Source organism: Mesorhizobium sp. M1050, from assembly GCF_040318715.1.
GTDB lineage: Bacteria > Pseudomonadota > Alphaproteobacteria > Rhizobiales > Rhizobiaceae > Mesorhizobium.
Genome location: NZ_JAMYMV010000055.1, coordinates 1 through 18,519 on the forward strand (window position 1 = coordinate 1; position 18,519 = coordinate 18,519).

The 18,519-nt window shown below is 63.0% G+C and carries 19 protein-coding genes, 1 tRNA gene and 1 pseudogene; 12 read left to right on the forward strand and 9 right to left on the reverse strand.

What is annotated here, in order from left to right:
• Positions 1-218: 218 nt before the first annotated feature.
• Positions 219-295: transfer RNA gene (locus NKH57_RS24830), tRNA-Arg, on the reverse strand.
• Between the two features lie 52 nt (positions 296-347).
• On the reverse strand, positions 348-911 hold the full coding sequence (locus NKH57_RS24835; protein ID WP_352948149.1) for a hypothetical protein: 564 nt from the start codon (positions 909-911) through the stop codon (positions 348-350).
• Between the two features lie 139 nt (positions 912-1,050).
• On the opposite strand from NKH57_RS24835, the gene NKH57_RS24840 reads away from it, so the two are divergent.
• Together NKH57_RS24840 and NKH57_RS24845 are read left to right on the forward strand one after the other, a co-directional pair.
• Positions 1,051-1,503 (forward strand): DEAD/DEAH box helicase family protein, encoded by a 453-nt coding sequence (locus NKH57_RS24840; RefSeq protein ID WP_023760225.1) that lies wholly within the window; start codon positions 1,051-1,053, stop codon positions 1,501-1,503.
• Positions 1,504-1,670: 167 nt separating this feature from the next.
• Positions 1,671-3,164 (forward strand): annotated as a pseudogene (locus NKH57_RS24845) (type I restriction-modification enzyme R subunit C-terminal domain-containing protein); the annotation flags it as partial.
• Positions 3,165-3,251: 87 nt separating this feature from the next.
• Here NKH57_RS24845 and NKH57_RS24850 read toward each other — a convergent pair.
• A complete protein-coding gene (locus tag NKH57_RS24850) occupies positions 3,252-4,175 on the reverse strand; it encodes a DUF1003 domain-containing protein (protein WP_352948203.1) in 924 nt (307 codons plus the stop codon).
• Between the two features lie 948 nt (positions 4,176-5,123).
• A complete protein-coding gene (locus NKH57_RS24855) occupies positions 5,124-6,014 on the reverse strand; it encodes a D-alanyl-D-alanine carboxypeptidase family protein (protein ID WP_352948152.1) in 891 nt (296 codons plus the stop codon).
• A 224-nt stretch (positions 6,015-6,238) separates the two neighbouring features.
• Between NKH57_RS24855 and NKH57_RS24860 the strand changes: the two genes are divergently transcribed.
• From NKH57_RS24860 to NKH57_RS24875, 4 genes are all read left to right on the forward strand, one after another.
• Positions 6,239-8,044: a methyl-accepting chemotaxis protein gene (locus NKH57_RS24860; RefSeq protein ID WP_352948155.1), complete on the forward strand. Its 1,806-nt coding sequence runs from the start codon at positions 6,239-6,241 to the stop codon at positions 8,042-8,044.
• Between the two features lie 287 nt (positions 8,045-8,331).
• Complete coding sequence (locus NKH57_RS24865; protein ID WP_352948157.1) at positions 8,332-9,432, forward strand: hypothetical protein; 1,101 nt, start codon at positions 8,332-8,334, stop codon at positions 9,430-9,432.
• Between the two features lie 130 nt (positions 9,433-9,562).
• A complete protein-coding gene (locus NKH57_RS24870; RefSeq protein WP_352948159.1) occupies positions 9,563-10,183 on the forward strand; it encodes a nucleoside triphosphate hydrolase in 621 nt (206 codons plus the stop codon).
• Positions 10,184-10,268: 85 nt separating this feature from the next.
• Positions 10,269-10,610, forward strand: a complete 342-nt coding sequence (locus NKH57_RS24875) for a hypothetical protein (protein ID WP_352728416.1) — start codon at positions 10,269-10,271, stop codon at positions 10,608-10,610.
• 30 nt (positions 10,611-10,640) lie between these two features.
• Here the strand turns inward: NKH57_RS24875 and NKH57_RS24880 are convergent, their stop codons facing one another.
• The 3 genes from NKH57_RS24880 to NKH57_RS24890 all read right to left on the reverse strand — a co-directional run bounded on the left by NKH57_RS24880 (position 10,641) and on the right by NKH57_RS24890 (position 12,988).
• Positions 10,641-11,345 (reverse strand): glutathione S-transferase family protein, encoded by a 705-nt coding sequence (locus NKH57_RS24880; protein ID WP_352948161.1) that lies wholly within the window; start codon positions 11,343-11,345, stop codon positions 10,641-10,643.
• Positions 11,346-11,519: 174 nt separating this feature from the next.
• The gene (locus tag NKH57_RS24885; protein ID WP_352948164.1) at positions 11,520-12,728 is read right to left on the reverse strand and encodes a beta-ketoacyl-[acyl-carrier-protein] synthase family protein; all 1,209 of its coding nucleotides are present in this window, start codon (positions 12,726-12,728) and stop codon (positions 11,520-11,522) included.
• 5 nt (positions 12,729-12,733) lie between these two features.
• Complete coding sequence (locus NKH57_RS24890; RefSeq protein ID WP_023760236.1) at positions 12,734-12,988, reverse strand: acyl carrier protein; 255 nt, start codon at positions 12,986-12,988, stop codon at positions 12,734-12,736.
• A gap of 214 nt (positions 12,989-13,202) precedes the next feature.
• On the opposite strand from NKH57_RS24890, the gene NKH57_RS24895 reads away from it, so the two are divergent.
• The 5 genes from NKH57_RS24895 to NKH57_RS24915 are packed head-to-tail and all read left to right on the forward strand — an operon-like array spanning position 13,203 to position 15,564.
• Positions 13,203-14,036, forward strand: a complete 834-nt coding sequence (locus NKH57_RS24895) for an urease accessory protein UreD (protein WP_352948167.1) — start codon at positions 13,203-13,205, stop codon at positions 14,034-14,036.
• A 28-nt stretch (positions 14,037-14,064) separates the two neighbouring features.
• The gene (locus NKH57_RS24900; RefSeq protein ID WP_023760238.1) at positions 14,065-14,367 is read left to right on the forward strand and encodes an urease subunit gamma; all 303 of its coding nucleotides are present in this window, start codon (positions 14,065-14,067) and stop codon (positions 14,365-14,367) included.
• Positions 14,368-14,376: 9 nt separating this feature from the next.
• Positions 14,377-14,631 carry a DUF1272 domain-containing protein gene (locus tag NKH57_RS24905; RefSeq protein ID WP_352728408.1) on the forward strand — a complete coding sequence of 85 codons (255 nt, stop codon included), beginning with the start codon at positions 14,377-14,379 and terminating at the stop codon, positions 14,629-14,631.
• A gap of 31 nt (positions 14,632-14,662) precedes the next feature.
• Positions 14,663-15,256, forward strand: a complete 594-nt coding sequence (locus NKH57_RS24910; protein ID WP_352948170.1) for a HupE/UreJ family protein — start codon at positions 14,663-14,665, stop codon at positions 15,254-15,256.
• Positions 15,257-15,258: 2 nt separating this feature from the next.
• Positions 15,259-15,564 carry an urease subunit beta gene (locus tag NKH57_RS24915; RefSeq protein ID WP_352728405.1) on the forward strand — a complete coding sequence of 102 codons (306 nt, stop codon included), beginning with the start codon at positions 15,259-15,261 and terminating at the stop codon, positions 15,562-15,564.
• Between the two features lie 20 nt (positions 15,565-15,584).
• Here NKH57_RS24915 and NKH57_RS24920 read toward each other — a convergent pair whose 3' ends face one another.
• Both NKH57_RS24920 and NKH57_RS24925 read right to left on the reverse strand, forming a co-directional pair.
• The gene (locus NKH57_RS24920; RefSeq protein ID WP_352728403.1) at positions 15,585-16,079 is read right to left on the reverse strand and encodes a hypothetical protein; all 495 of its coding nucleotides are present in this window, start codon (positions 16,077-16,079) and stop codon (positions 15,585-15,587) included.
• 126 nt (positions 16,080-16,205) lie between these two features.
• Positions 16,206-16,583, reverse strand: coding sequence for a hypothetical protein (locus NKH57_RS24925; protein WP_023760243.1), 378 nt, complete (start codon positions 16,581-16,583; stop codon positions 16,206-16,208).
• A gap of 194 nt (positions 16,584-16,777) precedes the next feature.
• Here NKH57_RS24925 and ureC point away from each other — a divergent pair, with 194 nt between their 5' ends.
• Positions 16,778-18,490 carry an urease subunit alpha gene (gene ureC, locus NKH57_RS24930; RefSeq protein WP_502907335.1) on the forward strand — a complete coding sequence of 571 codons (1,713 nt, stop codon included), beginning with the start codon at positions 16,778-16,780 and terminating at the stop codon, positions 18,488-18,490.
• Positions 18,491-18,519 lie beyond the last annotated feature (29 nt).

Here is an 18,519-nt window from a genome sequence, read left to right on the forward strand (position 1 = left end):
ACATGGCGGATCAATTGCAAACTTTCTGGTTACCGGCCCTGTGGCAAAGAACGCTCGACCATTTTCGGAGGGGTGCTTTGCCATTCGCCGGTGACGCTGTGATTGCTGCGCGGCGGAAGCCGAACGCGCTAAAGCGAAATGGTCTACTGATACCGAGTAGGCGTTGAGACACTCGCCAAAACCATTCTCACCTAACCACCTGATATTTATGTTGAAACTGGCGCACCCGACAGGATTCGAACCTGTGACCTCTGCCTTCGGAGGGCAGCGCTCTATCCAGCTGAGCTACGGGTGCTTCCCGGAATCCGGAAAACGTACCAGCCGGTGAACCGGCAAGTCACGGCTTCTTAGCGGAAGCCGCGGCGGGCTTCAACGGGCAAATGGATAGCGGCTGCGGCAAAGGCAAAACCACAGGCTCGAATCGAATGCTGCTCGTTCCAGATGGAGTGGAGGTTGAATTTAGTATCTCCGCTTCCAATAGGTGCGGCTGCCGATGTCAATGCCGTTAGTTCAAAGTTTCCAACCAACCAGTCATCGGAATGGCGTTCGAATGCTTCCCAGACCATCAACCCGAACATCAGCCTGGCCCAAGTGATATCGCGTTGCGCGGGACCTACGCATATCGGCCAAAAAGGAGTGTTGATCCAGTTCGTGCCAGGCATCCAGCCAGCCGTAAAGATATTATCTCCGTCGATCTTCGCATCGAGAGCCGCCCTCACGCCTTCCAATTCCGGCGACGTGAGACCAGTCAAGACAGCTTGATAGCGGCGCCCTCTTTCGCCCCTTTGCAGAACGCCGGCGATAATTTTTTCGGACACAAAATCCAAAATGGGAATCAACGCTGTCCTCCGCCGCGACCTATGCAAAGTGAAGGGCGGACTCAAAGATGCAAGGCCGAGCTGCAAAATCATTTGGTGCTCTATCGGCACTTTGATCGTGAGCCGACCTGCCTTACGGTCGCGACGAAATCACAGTCAGTATTCGAGGAATGAATGATCACAGGTGAACTTCGCTCAAAAATCGACGCCGTGTGGAATGCCTTCTGGGCGGGTGGCATCGCCAAAGCGCGTGCTGTTCCTCGCCGACCGTGTCGCGCTGGTCAACCAGGCCGCCGGCGCGTTCAAGGCACATCTGCCGGATTCAGCGCCGGTCAACCTCGTCACCGAGCGCACCAGCGATGGCCGCGTTTTCCTGTCGACCTATCCGACAATGATGAATCTGATCGATGGCAAGGCCGACGAGAAGCGCAAGTTCGGACCGGGCCATTTCGACCTGATCGTCATCGATGAGGCGCATCGCTCTGTCTACCAACGCTATCGGGCGATCTTCGAATATTTCGACTCTTTCCTCGTCGGATTGACGGCGACCCCCAAGGACGAAATCGACCATAACACCTATTCGCTGTCGACCTTGAGGATGGCATCCCGACCGACGCCTATTCGCTCGACGAGGCGGTGGCCGATGGCCATCTGGTGCCGCCCAAGGCGATTTCCGTGCCGCTGAAGATCGTGCGCTCCGGCCTGCGCTACGACGATCTCAGCGATGAAGGGAAAGACCGCTGGGACATGCTGGAATGGGGCGAAGAGGAGATCCCCGACAGCGTCGATGCCGCGGAGGTCAACAAGCGGCTCTTCAACACCGACACCGTCGATCTCGTCATCGCGCATTTGATGACCAACGGACTCAAGGTCGAAGGTGGTGATCGGCTCGGCAAGACCATCATCTTCGCCAAGAACCAGGCGCATGCGGTGTTCATCGAGGCGCGGTTCAACGCGGCCTATCCGCATGAGAGCGGCGCTTATGCGCAAACGCTGATCGACGATTTTTCGAAGAAAACGAAGGCCCCTCATATCGCCATCTCGGTCGACATGCTCGACACCGGTATCGACGTGCCGGAGGTGGTGAACCTCGTCTTCTTCAAGCAGGTGCGCTCGAAGACGAAATTCTGGCAGATGATGGGGCGCGGCACCCGGCTGTGTCCCGACCTGTTCGCGCCGGGCCAAGACAAGGAGTTCTTCCGCGTCTTCGACTACTGCCAGAACCTTGAATTCTTCGGCGCCAATCCGGAACTCAAGGATGCAAGCACCGCGAAGTCATTGTCGGAACGGCTGTTTGCAGCGCGGCTCGACCTGGTGCGCGCGCTTGACGAAAAGAAGCGCAAGTCCGATGGCCTAGCCGAAGATCCGACACCTTTCAAAGCCTCGACCTATGTCGCCTCGCCGCTGACCGAGGAAGATATCAGAACCGATGCGGTCGAAGTTCTGCGCGACACCCTAGCCGGGCTGAACCTCGAGAATTTCATCGTGCGTCAGCGTCGTCGCGCGGTGGAAAAATACCAAAGACCGGAAGCCTGGATCGCGATCGACGACGAGAAGCGCAAGGAGCTTGTCGACGAGATTGCGCCTTTACCTTCGGCGAAGCAGTTTGGAACCGAGGAGGCGAAGCGGTTCGACCTGTTGATGTTTTCGCTGCAGCTTGCGCTGCTGAAGGGCTCCAAGCGGTTCGACACGCTGAAGAAGCAACTGCTGGAAATCGCGTCAGCGCTGGAGGACCAGACTGGCATTCCGGCGATCGCTCATCGGGCCGTCCTGATCGAAGAGATCCAGACGGACATCTGGTGGGAGGGTGTCAACGTTCCTTTGCTCGAACTGGTTCGGCTACGGCTGCGCGATCTCGTCCAGCACATCGAGAAGGGTCGGAAAGCGATTGTCTATTCCGACTTTGCCGACGAGATCGGCGATGGTGTTGAAATCGATCTGCCCCAAGTTGGCGAAGCCGACTTCGCTCGCTTCAAGCAGAAAGCACGCCACTTCCTCAAGAGGCACGAGGACCATCTCGTCTTGCACAAGCTGAGGCAGGGAAAGCCGCTGACGGCCATCGATCTGGCCGCGCTGGAAAAGATGCTGCTCGATGCAGGCATTGGTGACGCCGGCGATATTGAACGAGCCCGCGAGACCAGCCGTGGCTTCGGTCGGTTCGTGCGTTCATTGGTAGGGCTCGACCGTGCCGCCGTTTCGGAAGCCTTTGGCGAATTCCTGTCTGCGGGAACAGCTTCCGCCGCCCAGATCGAGTTCGTCGGCATGATCATCGAGCACCTGACCGACCAGGGCACGATGGACCCGAGCTTGCTCTATGAGCCACCCTTTACCGATCTAGCTCCTACGGGGCCGGAGCAAGTATTCGACGAGGACAGAGTTACCAGACTCGTCAGCCGTATCCGTGAGATCAGCGACAGCGCGGGACCTAGCCGCTCACTGCGCCGCCTCGCTCTTCACCGCCCTCTTTCTCCGTACCGCCCGCTTCGGCTTCCTGGCACCCGTCAGTTCGTGCATCGCGTCCAGCTGCATCTGCTGCATTTCGGCCAGGCGCGTCCATTGGCGCGAGATGAGGTAGTCGAGTTTTTCGTGCAGGTGGCGCACTTCCAGCTCGGCCTTGAGGTTGACGCGGTAGTCGTTGAAGGAGCGCAGGCGGTCCTTGGATTCCTGCCGCCGCTGGCTCATCATGATGATCGGCGCCTGGACGGCGGCAATGCAGGAGAGCAGCAGGTTCAAGAGGATAAAGGGGTAGGGATCAAAGGCGCCCGCCATGCCGGCGAACAGGTTGATGCCGATCCACACCAGAAGCACGCTGGCAAACGAGATCAGGAACCACCAGCTGCCGCCGAAGGAAGCCATGTTGTCGGAGACGCGGTCGGCGAACGTCCGGTGCTCCTCGAACTCTTCCTCCGAGTTTTCGGAAATCGTGTCCTGCCTGGCGATCGATTCGACCACCTGGCGGTCGAGTTCGGAGAATTCGCCGTGTTCCTGCTGGAGCAGCTCCTCCATGTAGCGCATGCGGTAGCGGCCGAGCTCGGCGCGGGTGATGCGGGCGCCGGCCGGCAGGTCCGGATGATCCGATCGAATGCGGTCGGCGAGGCTCGGGCGCAGCGTGTCGATGCGCACCAGATCGCGCTTGCGGAATTTGCGGCCCGATATCGCCGATGGTTTTTTCTTCGGCTTGCCACGATGGGCGCCCGGAGCGGACGGCTCCGAATCCGGCACGTCGGGCGTTTCGAGGTGCTCGTCCGAAGTCTGGTCGGCCTCGAGCTCGCCGGTGGTCGGCGCCTCGAAATATTCGCCGCCGCTGTCGTTCTGATTGTCTGCCGGCTGCTCGGGCGTTTTCGGAACGGTGCTCATGGTGCGGGCTCCTGTGGTGGTGCTGGGCGGGACGATAAACAGAGGTGACGGCGCATAGCCAGCGCGGGGCACGGATTTCGCGGGCCGGACAAGTGGTTTTGATCGATCGGAGGGGGTCGGTGTGGCTGGCTGCGGCCCGCTCTTCGCGGCCTCAGGGCGGGTGGGGACATTCGAGATTGGCCGAAGCCTCACCAACATCGTCATCCACGGGCGAAGCGGACGCGTAGACCCGAGGATCCTGTGTGTTGTTGCCATGCCGGGACGACGAGGAAATGCAGTGGCGCGGGATAGAAACTCGTTCTGTGCGATCCTTCCCACCCCCCTCTGTCCTGCCGGACATCTCCCCCGCAAGGGGGGAGATTGGATGTCATGACTGCTTTCGCCAATCCCCGACGTCGAAGAAAAAGCGCCATCAGAGCAATCTGCCAATCTCCCTCCTTGCGGGGGAGATGTCCGGCAGGACAGAGGGGGTGTTGTCCCGCCGACATCACACCAACTTCAGCACCGCTGCGGCGCTTTGAAGTCGCGGCATGGATCCTCGGGTCTGCGCCGCGTCGCTGCGCTCCTTGCTCCGCCCGTGGATGACGAAGCGATGAGGGTTTGCGCTGATCGCCTACCTTGCTCGAACGGCATTGCGAACCAGGGCGTACAGGGCTGCGGGAGGGCGACGGCAACAAAAAACCGCCTTGCGGCGGGTCACTGGCGCGACTCAGCACCATGCCTGGATATGTAGCACAGTTGCCCTCACCGGGCAATGCGCCACGCGCAGCCGAGCGCGATGCTTGCTACCGGCAGCTCGCCCTTCGCAGGCTCCCTGCCCTTCGGGCGTTCAGCCCCTTCAAAAGGTCCACTGGATCTTTCGATCCGCCCGAAGGCGGACCGTGGCTTCACCGTTCGTCGTTCAAAAAGCCAAGCAATTGGCTTTTTGTCCGCTGCGCGGACCACTCCTCACTGCTCGGCGAACATCAGCCTGGTCTTGGTGTCGGCCATCGCGGGCGACAGACTGCGCTGGATTAGCGCTTCGACATGATCGTTGCGCTGGCGGGCGCTGTCGGCGCCCATCACCACCACGATCAGATTGCGGCCGTCGGCATTGTAGGAGGTGACGATGTTGAAGCCCGAGGCCCTGATGTAGCCGGTCTTGATGCCGTCGACGCCGTGCACGCGGCCGAGCATGTCGTTGTGGCCGCGCACCAACCTGCCGCGGAACATGAAGTCGCTTTCGGAGAAATAGTGGAACTGCTGGGGAAACCGCCGATGCAGCGCCATGCCGAGCACCGCCATGTCGCGCGCGGTGGTGTGCTGGTTGTCGTCGGGCAGGCCGGACGCGTTGCGGAACGAGGTGCTGGTCATGCCGAGCTGGCGCGCCTTGGATGTCATCATGGCGGCGAATTGATCCTCCGAGCCACCGAGATATTCGCCGACCGCCACCGCCACGTCATTGGCCGATTTGACGACGATGGCGCGAATCGCGGAATCGACATCGATGGTCTCGCCGCGCCGGAAGCGCATCTTGGTCGGCGGCTGCGAGGCGGCATGGTCCGAAACCGGGATCTGCGTTTCCTTGGTGAGGCGGCCGGCGTCCAGCGCCTCGAACAGCAGATACAGCGTCATCATCTTTGTCAGCGAGGCCGGATAGCGCTGCGCCGTCGAGTTGACCTCGAACAGCTGCTTGCCGGTCCCGGCGTCGACGACGATGGCGGCATATTTCTGCGGCGGCGCCGGTACCGCCAATACGGCGTCCGGCGGCGTCACGGTCGTGCAGCCGGCAAGCAGCAGCAACAGGCCAAGGACCGCAAAAACGCGCTGGATGAGCGGAAGGAGACGCAGGTGGGGCAAGGGCAAGTCTGTTCGGTCAAGCTGTTGCTGAGATAAGGCGAAGCTAACGTAACGCGTCAGCTGCGTCCATTTGGTTAATGGAGGTTAGCCCCAGGATTGTCGAGGCCGCGCAGGACCTGGTTCCTCCGAAAAGCGCCCCGAAACGGCCTGTTTCCCGTGTCTTTCCTTGCCAAAACCGTGTTTCCTGTGGGAAGTCGTGGTATCTGGCGGCTTGGGGGCTTGGCATGATTGACATCGGGGCCGGGGGCGCGGCGCCCTCGCTTATCAGGGCATCGCTCAGTCGCACCGGCAAATGGGCCGGCAGCGTCGCCTTTATCGGAGGTGCGGCTTCCGATATCCTCAATCCGCTGGCGCCGTTCGCCGCCTATATCGCGCTGGCCGCCTCGGTGGCTGCCGTCACCATCGCCATTGCCATCGTGCTCAGGCTGGTGCTGGCGGCCAAGGCGCTGCCGGCCTTGATCTTCGCCACAAGCGCTGCCGCCGTCGCCGGCGGCGTCTACGGCCTGCAACAGCAGACCAACGCCCAGAACGGGGTGATCGCCAGCCTGGTGCCGGCCATCGCCGGGCTGCAGCAGTCGCTGGGCATCGTCTCGGCCAAGGTGGCCAAGATCGAGCAGACGGTCACGCAGACGCAGAAGACGGTCGAAGCGGTCAAGCAGTCGACCGACACGGTGGTGAAGAAGACCGACGAGATCGCCAACGCCCAGCAGCAGCAGACCGCACTGGTGCAGAAAACCGCCGAAGAGGTGAAGAAGCAGACCGAGACGCTGGCCGCCGGCCAGGCGCAGCAGCAGGCCCAGACCGAGAAGCTGCAGGCGACGACGCAGCAGATCGCCGCCTCGATCGACACCATCGCCAAGGGCTTTGCCGCCCTTGCCGCGCAAGGTGGGGCGATCGCCGAGCCGAAGCGGCCGGACGAGTTCTACCACAATGCCCGGGTCTACGAGCTTTCCGGCGACATGCTGAACGCGCGGCGCTCCTATCTCGCCTTTGCCGGCTTCGATGTCGACGCCATCGACCCCTATACGCGCTTTGCCACGCTGCTTCGGGTCCAGGACGGCAAGGCCGGCGCCCGCGAGGTGTTCGGCGCGCTTGCCGACAAGGGCAAGGCGCTGTCGATCAAGCTGGTGCATATATTGCAATTCGACGACGCCCAGCGCCTCGAGAAGCTCAACGCTTTCATCGCGGCCAATGCGGATTTCGCGCCGGCCTATTTCCTGTTGGCGCAGGAGTTCTCGGAAGACCGTCTCGGCGCCCAGACGCTGGCCGACAAGCGCAACGAGGCCAAGGCGCTGACCAAATTCGTTTCCTACGAAAAGGATGGCGGGCTGCTCAAATATTTCGTCGACCAGACGCAGTTGGCCGACTGGCTGGACCGCAGCCGCAGCCGGCTGGCAGCGCTCGGCGACGTGTTCGACCCTGCCCGCTTCGTGCCTTCGCTGACGCCGATGCGCTCCAACCAGGGCTGGTCGATGACCATCTCGCTGCCGGAGCCGGCGACCGCCATCTCCTGGCGCATGGGCGAGACCGGCCCGTTCACCGACACCGGTTTCCTGGCGATGAACGACCAGACGACCGGCAAGCCGATGGCCAATCCGAGCTTCGAGATGCCCGACAGCACCGTGGCCGGAATTATCGCGATCAAATATCTCGACATACGGGGCCGCGAAACTGGCCCGTTCGACATCCGTTTCGACCCGGAGGCAGCGCTTCAGCAAGGCAACAAGCAGATCCTCGACCAGTTCTGGACGTCGTGGATCGCCTTCGACTCCGGCGGCAATCACGGCCTGGTCTATTTCACGCAGATGCTGTCCTACCGCTGCGCCATCAAGGAGGTGCACTACAGCCTGAACGGTGCCGCGCTCGACAAGTCGCTCGAGATACCGCCTTGCGACAAGAAAGACCCTTACGCCATCCCCTACGACGCCAAGGGCTATTTCAAGGTCGCCGACAGCGTGAAGTCGATGTCGGTGCAGGTCACCTACACCGACGACACCAAGTCGCCGGTGCGGGAGTACAAGCGGCAGTAGAGGGGGCGGTGCCATTCCCCTCTCCGTCTCGGCTTCGCCGAGCCACCTCTCCCCACTTTCGTGGGGCGAGGAACCGCCAACTTCGAAAGGCCAGTCTTGCAGAACTTGGGTTCCTCGCCCCCGCAAAGCGGGGGAGAGGTGCCTCGCGCAGCGAGGCGGAGCGGGGGCAGCGCCGACGTTCGGCGATCAGTCGCCACCCTCCTTTTGATACGAAATGCCCGACATCAAGCTTGCGCAACCGGCGCCGAAGGGGTTCTGTTTGCGCCTTCAGAATCGGTGAGAGCGCAATGACTGTCAGCACCATCAAGGCCAGGGATATTTCGGTTTCGCTCGATCTCACGGTCGGCCACATCGCCGACATGGTCGTCGAGGGCGGCGGGCGGCAACTGAAGCCGCTGCACCGCGCACCGTGGGTCGACGCGGGCGAGACGCTGCCGGATTATCTGCCGGAAGGCACAGTCCGGCTGTCCGGCGATTTTCTCTGCGCGCCGTTTTCACGCAGCGATGTCGAGGAGGCGCCGTTGCATGGCTGGCCGGCCAACAGCGCCTGGGATGTCGTCGAGAGTGCCGCCACGGAAGATGGCTGGCGTGCGGTCTATCGCTTGCGGCACAGGGTGATGGGCGCTTCAGTCGACAAGATCCTCACGCTGCGCGACGGCCATCCCTTCCTCTACCAGGAGCATGTGTTTTCCGGAGGCCATGGCGCGATCTCGGTCGCCCATCACCCGATGACGGCGATGACGGGCGGCGGCAGGCTGGCCTTTTCGCCAAAGCGGTTCGCCGCGACGCCGGACGATCCGCTGGAGCCGGATCCGGCGCGCGGCCGCTTCATGCTGGCCTATCCGGGTCGGTCCGCTGATCTCGGTCATTTTCCCGCCGCCGGCGGCGGGACGGTCGACCTGACGGAATATCGTATGGGCGACCGCCGCGAGGATTTCCTGACGCTGGTCGAGGCCGATCATGGCGGGCCGGGCTGGACCGCCCTGGCGCGTGAGGCCGAACAGGACCTGGTGCTGGTGCTGAAGAACCCCGCCGAGCTGCCGATCACCATGCTGTGGTTCAGCAATGGCGGACGCGACTACGCGCCCTGGAGCGGCCGCCACCGCGGCGTGCTCGGCATCGAGGACGGCCGCACGGCGATAGGTCATGCCGCTTCGATCGGCGACAACTGGCTGACGCGCGAAGGCGTGGCGACCGCCTTTGCGCTTGGCGAAGGCCGCAGCGTTTCCTTTCGCCACATCATCGGCGCCATGCCGCTGTCCGGCGGCGAGCCGCCGCAGGCGATCACGACTGCGGATGGCCGTATGCGGCCGGCAGCCGGCAGCTCGTCCTGGGAGGTTCCCTTCGACAGCGACTTCCTGCGCATAGGGCGGACGGCGGCAGCTTGAGTGGATGGCTTCCTGTTTGTTCGCAAGGAACGTTGGGGCGCAAATTCCGGTTTGAAATTTCCGCTTGCTGCCGACAAGATGCCGCGATTGTGGTTATCCTGCCGATCATGCAGGCCAGAGAGAGGCTCCAATGTCCGAAATCGCCCATCTCGCCGCCACCATCTTCAAGCGTGCCGGCAAGGCAAGCCGCTTCATCGTCGCCATTGCCGGGCCGCCTGGCGCCGGCAAGTCGACGCTGTCGGCGAGGCTGCGTGAGCTGTTGCCCGAAGGCACTTCGGAGGTCGTGCCGATGGACGGCTTCCACTATGACGACGCCGTGCTCGAGCGGCGCGGCCTGCGCGCGCGAAAGGGTGCGCCGGAAACCTTTGACTTTGCCGGCTTCGAGGCCCTGCTGAAGCGCATCCGGGCCGGCGAACCCGATATCGCCATACCGGTCTTCGACCGAAGCCTTGAACTGTCGCGCGCCGCCGCCTCGATCGTCGCCACCGAGACCAAGTTCATCCTGGTCGAGGGCAATTACCTGCTGCTCGACGAGGAACCGTGGTCGCGGCTGGCGCCGCTGTTCGATTTCTCGATCTTCGTCGACGTGCCGCGTGACGAGCTCGAGCGCCGCCTGCTGGAGCGCTGGCACGGGCACGGCCGCTCCGATGAGGATGCGCGCGCCTGGATCGCCTCAAACGACATGCCCAACATCGACCGGGTTGTCGCTCGCCGCCGCGCTGCCGATCTGGTGATCGGCCTTTCCGCTTGATTCTACGGATTGCGCAAGGGGAACCTTAAGACTTTCAGGCCGTTATCGCGGACAAGGCAATTCTGCCAAGAAGGGAGTCCGTCCGATGGCACAGAAGGCAAGAAAGCCCGCGCCCTCCAAGGGCAAGGCAACCCAATCCAAGGCAGGCGCCGGCCCGGCAACCACGGCGCGTTCCAAGGATACCAAGCCGGCCTTCGGCAAGGCAGCGCCGAAGAAAGTGGTGCCGGCCGCCGCGAAAGCCGCGCCGAAAACCGCAAAGCCCAAGAAACCGGCAGGCGCTGACGGTTCTATTTCGAGCAGCGCATTGCGCACGGTCAAGGCTGCGGCCAATGTGGCTGCAGGCGCCGTCGTCGCCGCCGCCAGGGGTACTGCATCGCTTGCAGCATCCGTGGTAGGCAAGGGCGATTCGAAAGCCAAGGCGAAGTAGAGCCTTCTCAAAGCTCGCAGGTTTGGGGGGTCAGGCTCTGGCCGGGATGGTCAGGCCCTTCTGCACGGCAGGCCGCGCCAGGCCGCGTTCCAGCCACGCCGCCACATTGGTGAAATCGTCGAAACCGACGAGGTCGCGCGCTTCGTAGAAGCCGATCAGGTTTCGTACCCAGCCGAGCAGCGAGATATCGGCAATAGTGTAGTCATTGCTCATGATCCATTTGCGGCCCTTCAGCCTACCATCGAGGACGCCGAGCAGCCGCCGCGATTCATCGCGATAGCGCTCCAGCGGGCGCTTGTCGGCAATCTCGCGGCCGGCGAATTTGTGGAAGAAACCGACCTGGCCGAACATCGGCCCGACCGAGGCCATCTGGAAGAACACCCACTGGATGGTCTCGTAGCGACGCGCCGCATCCACGGGCATGAGCAGGCCGGTCTTTTCGGCGAGGTAGAGCAGGATGGCGCCGGATTCGAACAGGCCGATCGGCTTGCCGTCCGGACCGTTCGGGTCGATGATCGCCGGGATCTTGCCATTGGGATTGAGCGACAGGAATTCCGGCGTCCAGCTTTCGTTCTTGCTGATGTTGACCAGATGCGGCTCGTAGGGCAGGCCGAGTTCTTCCAGGGCGATCGATATCTTCACGCCGTTCGGCGTTGTCGCCGAGTAGAGCTGGATCCGATCCGGATGTTTGGCTGGCCAGCGCGTTGCAATCGGAAAGGCGGACGGGTCGGCCATGGGAAACTCCTGAATGGGGATTCGCGCCGAGCGGCACGGTTTGGCGGGGGGCGGCCAAGAATTAGACGCGCCAAACGGCACGATCAATATGGCGGTGAACGTTTCGTCGTGCACCGACAGTCAACTCTGGGACGATCGGGATCGCCCCGGGTAGTTGTAACGGCCGATGCAGGATCAGACGGCCTTGAAGGCCAGCACCGCATTGGTGCCGCCGAACGCGAAGCCGTTGCTGATCGCGGTGCGCACCTTGCGCTCGCGCGCCACATTCGGCGTAATGTCGAGATCGCAATCGGGATCGGCCTCGCGAAAATTGGCCGTCGGCGGCACGATGCCTTCGCGGATTGCCATCACGCAGGCGATCATCTCGAGCGCGCCCGATGCGCCGAGGCAATGGGCATGCATCGACTTGGTCGACGACATCGAAAGCTTGTAGGCATGGTCGCCGAAGACGCGCTTGATCGCCGCCGTCTCGATCTGGTCGTTGGCCTTGGTGCCGGTGCCGTGGGCATTGAGATAATCGACATCCTCGGGATTGAACCCGGCGTCGGCCAGGCAGGCGCGCATGGCGGCCGTCGGCCCTTCGATGGTCGGCGCGACAATGTCGGACGCGTCGGCGGAAAGACCGGCGCCGGCAATCTCGGCAAGAATGGTGGCGCCGCGCGCCATGGCGTGTTCGTAGCTCTCCAGCACCGCCATGCCGGCACCTTCGCCAAGCGACAGGCCCTGGCGATCGGCCGAAAATGGCCGGCAGGTGTCCGGTGCCAGCACCCGCAGCGCTTCCCAGCCCTTCAGGACGCCCCAGACCAGCGGCGCATCGGTGCCGCCGGCAACCATCACGTCGGCGCGGCCGAGCCTGATCTGGTCGACGGCCGAGGTAATGGCGTGATTGGACGACGAGCAGGCCGACGTGACGCCGAAGACCGGCCCGCGCAGGCCGAGATTCATGCTGACATGACCAGAGGCGGCACTTGGCATCACCTTTGGCACGGTGAAGATGCCGGCGCGATTCCTGCCCTCGATCAGGATGGCGCGATAGTTCTCCTCGATGGCTTCCCAGCCGCAGACGCCGACACCGACGACGGTGCCCATCCGATAGGTGGTGGCCTCATTCGAAACCAGGCCGGACTGCCGCATGGCTTCCCTGGCCGCGATCGTCGCCAGCAGGCTGAAGCGGTCCATCGATACGGTCTGCTTGCGGTCGATGCCGTGATCGGGAAGCGTCTTGATTTCGCAGCCGACCTTGACCTTCAAATCATGCAGCTGCGGACTTGTGATCTGGCCTATGGCCGAGCGGCCGGCGCGCATCTCGTTCCAGATCGCAGGCGCGCTGGTGCCGAGCCCGCAAATGCCGCCCATGCCGGTAATGACGACGCGCTGCCGCATTCAGTTCAGGCTTTTTTCGCGATCAGAGCGCGGACAGCTTCGACCATATCGCCGACATTCTTCAGATTGCTCCAGGCGTCGACCGTGTTCATCTCGATCTCGATGCCATACTCTTCCTCAAGATCGAAGATGATCTCGGTCAGCTCGAGCGAATGGATACCAAGCGAGGTCAATTCGGTGTTGGTGGTGATTTCCTCGCCACCCGGCTCGGCATGAGCCTTGATCTTCGCGATGATATCCGTTGCCAGCTGGTCGGCCATTCGGTTTCTTCCCCACTGTGTCGCGTTTCCCGACGCCAACTGAGCAGCGCCCCTATTCTCCTGGTATCAAGCCGCCGTCGTCGTTTTATACCCCCGCCAAGCGCTCTGTGACCGTACCAAGGTGGTTCCCTCTATAGAAACCGAAACGTTGTCAAGCAACAAGCTATATCGAACTCCATATCGACAAAGCCGCCGGAGTGCTTAACGTGCAGGCATGGATACGGCTGAACATGGCGGGATTTCGACGCAGCGCGTTGCGGGCGTGGCGCGGCTTTCCTGCGCACTCAGTGACGGTCGCACGCGCCTGCGGCGCCTCTATCAGGATGGTGCCGCCAAAATAAGGATGCCGGCCGTCTCGGCCGATCCGCTCGAAGCGGTGCTGATCAACACCGCCGGCGGGATGACCGGCGGCGACCGGATCGCCTGGGACGTGGATGTCGGCGCGGCCGCATCGGCATCGATCACGACCCAGGCCTGCGAGAAGATCTATCGGGCGGCATCCGATCGTGCCGAGGTGCGGGTCAATTTGTCGGTCGGTGAAAACGGCCGCATTGCCTGGCTGCCGCAGGAAACCATCGTCTTCGACCGGGCGGCCTTTGCCCGTAAGCTCGACGTCGAGCTTGCCGCCGGCGCCGAGGCGCTGGTGCTGGAAGCCACCGTCTTCGGCCGCCTGGCGATGGGCGAACGTGCCGCGCACGGCAATTTCCACGACCGCTGGCGTGTGCGCCAGGAGGGATCCCTGATTCATGCCGAGGATTTCCGCATCGGACCCGATATCGCCGCCACGCTCGACCGCCCGGCGGTTGCCGGCGGCGCGATCGCGATGGCGACGCTGCTGCTGGTGTCGCCGCGGGCCGAAGCGCTGCTCGAACCGGTTCTGGAGATCGTCGGCGACCACGGCAGCGCCAGCGTCTGGAGCGTCAAGAAATCTGGCAAGCTTCTTGCGAGGCTCTACGCCGGGGATAGCTACCGGCTGCGCCAGCGGCTGGTTCCACTCGTCGAATTGCTCAACGGAAGGGCGGGGTTGCCCAAATTATGGTCACTGTAGGCCTGTCGCTACCAGCCTGGGAAAACGCATGAACCTGACGCCGAGGGAAAAGGACAAGCTGCTGATCGCCATGGCGGCGATCGTGGCGCGCAAGCGGCTCGAACGCGGCGTCAAGCTCAATCATCCGGAAGCGATCGCGCTGATCACCGACTTCGTCGTCGAGGGTGCCCGCGACGGCCGCCCGGTCGCCGACCTGATGGAGGCCGGCGCCCATGTCGTCACCCGCGCGCAAGTCATGGAAGGCATCGCCGAGATGATCCACGACGTGCAGGTCGAAGCGACATTTCCCGACGGCACCAAGCTGGTGACCGTGCACGAACCGATACGGTGAGGAGGAAAGATGCTTGAGCTGCGCCCCAATTGCGAATGCTGCAACAAGGACTTGCCGCCAGAGGCAACCGATGTGTTGATCTGCACCTTCGAGTGCACCTTTTGCGCCGACTGCGTGGAGCATGTGCTGGGCGGCATCTGCCCCAATTGCGGGGGCAATTTTTCGGCCCGGCCGATCCGCCCGGCGGCGATGCTGAAGAAATACCCTGCCTCGACCAAACGCGTTCTCAAGGCCGAAGGCTGCGGCCCTCGCAAGGCTGCTTGAACACCGCGCCCCTTAACCAGAAGGCATTTCGATGATCCCCGCTCCGATGAAACGTGCTTCGCTTTCCACAATTCCACTTCTGGCGGCGTCCATGCCGGCCTATGCCCATGTCGGCATCGGCACGACCTCCTCCTTCACGGCCGGCTTCATGCACCCGCTCACCGGTCTCGATCACATGACCGTGATGATCGCGGTCGGACTGTGGGCAGCGCTCAAGGGCGGCAAGGCGGTTCTTGCCTGGCCGGCGGCCTTTGTCGGCGTCATGCTGGCCGGCGGTGCGCTCGGCATGCTGCATATGCCCCTGCCCTTCGTCGAACCGGGCATTCTGGCATCGGTCGTGGTGCTGGGGCTGCTGGTGACCCTGGCGGTCGATCTCCCGGTCTCGGCCGGCATTGCCATCATCGGCCTGTTCGCGCTGTTGCATGGCCACGCCCATGGCACCGAAATACCGGAGAATGCCGGCGGGCTCGAATACATGGCTGGCTTTGCCATCGCCACCGCGCTCCTGCATGCCACCGGCATCGCCGCCGGGCTCGGTCTCGGCAGCCGGTCCCGGGGCCTGTCCCGCGCTGCCGGTGCCGCTTGCACGGCGATCGGTATCGGCCTCGTTTTCGGTGTGCTGTGAAGATGATCCCGGGCGAAATCATCACGGCGGGCGGCGAGATCGAGCTGAACAAGGGCCTGCCGACGATCACCTTGAAAGTGGCCAATAGCGGCGACCGGCCGATTCAAATCGGCAGCCACTATCATTTCTTCGAGACCAATGAGGGTCTGAAGTTCGACCGCGAGCGTGCCAGAGGCATGCGCCTCGACATCGCCGCCGGCACGGCCATGCGCTTCGAGCCGGGACAGGAGCGCGACGTGACGCTGGTGCCGCTTGGCGGCAAGCGCGAGGTCTACGGATTTCAGCAGAAGGTGATGGGCAAGCTGTGAGATCTGCCAGCGCGGCCAGCTCAGTTCGACGGCTTGGCCGCGGCGTAGATGACGACCTTTCCGGGATCGTCGAATTCGACGGCGAGGACATCCTGCACAAGCACGCGCCGCGACTCGATTGCATTGAACAAGAGCGCGTTGGCCTCGATCTCCTTGCGCAATTCCGTAATATCGTCCTGATGCTGCTTGATCTTGCTTTCGATTACCGCCGGCGGGCCGCCTTCGGTGCGCGCGGCGTCGGTCAGGAATACGATATCGACCTTGTCGAGCTTGGAGGTCTTGCGCACCAGGCCGATGTTTTCACGCGTCCGGTCGATGGCCGTGTTGACGTTTCCGGCTTCGGCCGTGGTCTTGGCCTCTTCCTGCTTGATCTCCGAGCCGACAATGCGGTTGACGGTCTCCGTGCTTTCAAGACCCTGCGCCTTCAGGCCGGCAACAGGATCGGCCGCCGCCAGCAACGCCATTGCGGCGACGGCCTGCAACCGTCTTTGGGCGGGAAAAGGAGTGATCGCCATCGCTCGCTCCTGAGGGAATTCGTTTCGGGACGCGGTCTAGCGCGAGAACAAAACGAATCCCGCCCGGCGAAGGTTCCCGTCCCGATGCGGCCGGCGGACCGAATGCCGGCCCACCCAGCCCGTCTGTCAGCTGGCCTTCTTGGTAATCAGGGTCAGCGCGCCATTGGGTTCCATGCTGGCGGCGACGACCTGCGCCGAGCTGAGCCCTTTGGCCTCCAGCGCGGACTTCACCTTGGGCGTGGCGTCGATCGAGCTGCGCAGTTTCTTCAAGCCGGCGTCACCACGCTGGGCGATGACCTGATTGACCTGCGTCTGGGTGTCCTTTGGCAGTTCCGTGATGTCGACGATGTTGACGCTCTGGATCGTCGGTACGGCCGGCTGGGGGGTGGCCGGAGCAGGCGTGGTCGGCGCCGGAGCTGGCTGCTGCGCGGGTTGCTGCTGGGCACTGGCGGCGCCCGCCAGCATCAGGGTAGCGGCAGCGGCAAGAACTATGGTTTTGCGCATGGATTTTCCTTTCCATCGATTGGCAAACGGTCGTTTTGGGGTGACCCCCTAACCTCAAACGCCAAATGGGATCAGAAGGTGTCGCCCAGTGGGTCATTGCGTGACCATTGGATGGCAGCAATGTGCCGGACTTCAATCAAATTGCATTTCGGCAAACCGCATTTCGGCAAACCGCATTTTGGGAGCAATCGCTGATGGCCAGAATTACCCGCGCCGCCTATGCGCAGATGTACGGCCCGACGGTGGGCGACAAAGTGCGGCTTGCCGACACGGAACTGTTCATCGAGGTTGAGAAGGATCTCACCATCCACGGCGAAGAAGTGAAATTCGGCGGCGGCAAGGTGATCCGCGACGGCATGGGCCAGAGCCAGGTTTCGCGGGCGCAAGGCGCCGTCGACACCGTCATCACCAACGCACTGGTGGTCGATGCCGGCGCCGGCATCTTCAAGGCCGATATCGGTCTCCGCGACGGCCGCATCGCCTCGATCGGTAAGGCCGGCAATCCGGACACGCAGGACGGCGTCACCATCGTCATCGGGCCCGGCACCGAGATCATTGCCGGCGAAGGCAAGATCCTGACCGCCGGCGGCTTCGACGCACATATCCACTTCATCTGCCCGCAGCAGATCGAGGAAGCGCTGATGAGCGGCATCACCACCATGCTCGGCGGCGGCACGGGCCCCGCGCATGGCACGCTCGCCACCACCTGCACGCCGGGCCCATGGCACATGGCCCGCATGATCCAGTCCTTCGACGCTTTCCCGATGAACATCGGCCTGTCAGGCAAGGGCAACGCGTCCTTGCCTGCCGCGCTCGAGGAGATGGTGCTGGGCGGCGCCTGCTCGCTGAAGCTGCACGAGGACTGGGGCACGACGCCGGCGGCCATCGACTGCTGCCTGTCGGTTGCCGACGATTACGATGTGCAGGTGATGATCCACACCGACACGCTGAACGAATCCGGCTTTGTCGAAAACACCGTCGCCGCCATCAAGGGCCGCACCATCCACGCCTTCCACACCGAGGGTGCCGGCGGCGGCCATGCGCCCGACATCATCAAGGTCTGCGGCTTGCCGAACGTCATCCCGTCCTCGACCAATCCGACGCGGCCGTACACGGTCAACACGCTGGCCGAGCATCTCGACATGCTGATGGTTTGCCATCATCTGTCGCCGTCGATCCCCGAAGACATCGCCTTTGCCGAAAGCCGCATCCGCAAGGAGACCATCGCGGCGGAGGACATCTTGCACGACATCGGCGCCTTCTCGATCATCTCTTCCGACAGCCAGGCCATGGGCCGTGTCGGCGAAGTGGCGATCCGTTGTTGGCAGACCGCCGACAAGATGAAGCGGCAACGCGGATCGCTGCCGCAGGAAACCGGCAACAACGACAATTTCCGCGTCCGTCGCTACATAGCCAAATACACGATCAATCCGGCCATCGCGCATGGGCTGTCGAAGGATATCGGCTCTATCACTATCGGAAAACGCGCCGACCTGGTGCTGTGGAACCCGGCCTTCTTCGGCGTCAAGCCCGACATGGTGCTGATCGGCGGCATGATAGCCGCCGCCCCGATGGGCGACCCCAATGCCTCGATCCCGACGCCGCAGCCGATGCACTACCGGCCAATGTTCGGCGCCTATGGCAAGGCCAGGACCAACTCGTCGGTGACCTTCGTTTCGAAGGCAGCACTCGAATCCGGCCTGCACGGCAGGCTTGACGTCGAAAAGCAGTTCGTCGCCGTCGAAAACACCCGCGGCGGCATCGGCAAGCACTCGATGGTGCTCAACGACGCCACGCCGCATATCGAGGTCGACCCGGAAACCTACGAGGTCCGCGCCGACGGCGAATTGCTGACTTGCGAGCCGGCAACGGTGCTGCCGATGGCGCAGAGGTATTTTCTGTTTTAGGATTGGTGCGCCTGCGAAGTATCGGACCC

What these genes read in the sequence shown, in the direction of transcription:
- NKH57_RS24890 (WP_023760236.1), bottom strand. Translation starts at nt 12,988, where the DNA reads ATGGCCGACCAGCTGGCAACGGATATCATCGCGAAGATCAAGGCTCAT.
- NKH57_RS24875 (WP_352728416.1), top strand. Translation starts at nt 10,269, where the DNA reads ATGGCACAGAAGGCAAGAAAGCCCGCGCCCTCCAAGGGCAAGGCAACC.
- NKH57_RS24905 (WP_352728408.1), top strand. Translation starts at nt 14,377, where the DNA reads ATGCTTGAGCTGCGCCCCAATTGCGAATGCTGCAACAAGGACTTGCCG.
- ureC (WP_502907335.1), top strand. Translation starts at nt 16,778, where the DNA reads ATGGCCAGAATTACCCGCGCCGCCTATGCGCAGATGTACGGCCCGACG.
- NKH57_RS24870 (WP_352948159.1), top strand. Translation starts at nt 9,563, where the DNA reads ATGTCCGAAATCGCCCATCTCGCCGCCACCATCTTCAAGCGTGCCGGC.
- NKH57_RS24860 (WP_352948155.1), top strand. Translation starts at nt 6,239, where the DNA reads ATGATTGACATCGGGGCCGGGGGCGCGGCGCCCTCGCTTATCAGGGCA.
- NKH57_RS24865 (WP_352948157.1), top strand. Translation starts at nt 8,332, where the DNA reads ATGACTGTCAGCACCATCAAGGCCAGGGATATTTCGGTTTCGCTCGAT.
- NKH57_RS24920 (WP_352728403.1), bottom strand. Translation starts at nt 16,079, where the DNA reads ATGGCGATCACTCCTTTTCCCGCCCAAAGACGGTTGCAGGCCGTCGCC.
- NKH57_RS24850 (WP_352948203.1), bottom strand. Translation starts at nt 4,175, where the DNA reads ATGAGCACCGTTCCGAAAACGCCCGAGCAGCCGGCAGACAATCAGAAC.
- NKH57_RS24885 (WP_352948164.1), bottom strand. Translation starts at nt 12,728, where the DNA reads ATGCGGCAGCGCGTCGTCATTACCGGCATGGGCGGCATTTGCGGGCTC.
- NKH57_RS24895 (WP_352948167.1), top strand. Translation starts at nt 13,203, where the DNA reads ATGGATACGGCTGAACATGGCGGGATTTCGACGCAGCGCGTTGCGGGC.
- NKH57_RS24900 (WP_023760238.1), top strand. Translation starts at nt 14,065, where the DNA reads ATGAACCTGACGCCGAGGGAAAAGGACAAGCTGCTGATCGCCATGGCG.
- NKH57_RS24925 (WP_023760243.1), bottom strand. Translation starts at nt 16,583, where the DNA reads ATGCGCAAAACCATAGTTCTTGCCGCTGCCGCTACCCTGATGCTGGCG.
- NKH57_RS24915 (WP_352728405.1), top strand. Translation starts at nt 15,259, where the DNA reads ATGATCCCGGGCGAAATCATCACGGCGGGCGGCGAGATCGAGCTGAAC.
- NKH57_RS24835 (WP_352948149.1), bottom strand. Translation starts at nt 911, where the DNA reads ATGATTTTGCAGCTCGGCCTTGCATCTTTGAGTCCGCCCTTCACTTTG.
- NKH57_RS24880 (WP_352948161.1), bottom strand. Translation starts at nt 11,345, where the DNA reads ATGGCCGACCCGTCCGCCTTTCCGATTGCAACGCGCTGGCCAGCCAAA.
- NKH57_RS24910 (WP_352948170.1), top strand. Translation starts at nt 14,663, where the DNA reads ATGATCCCCGCTCCGATGAAACGTGCTTCGCTTTCCACAATTCCACTT.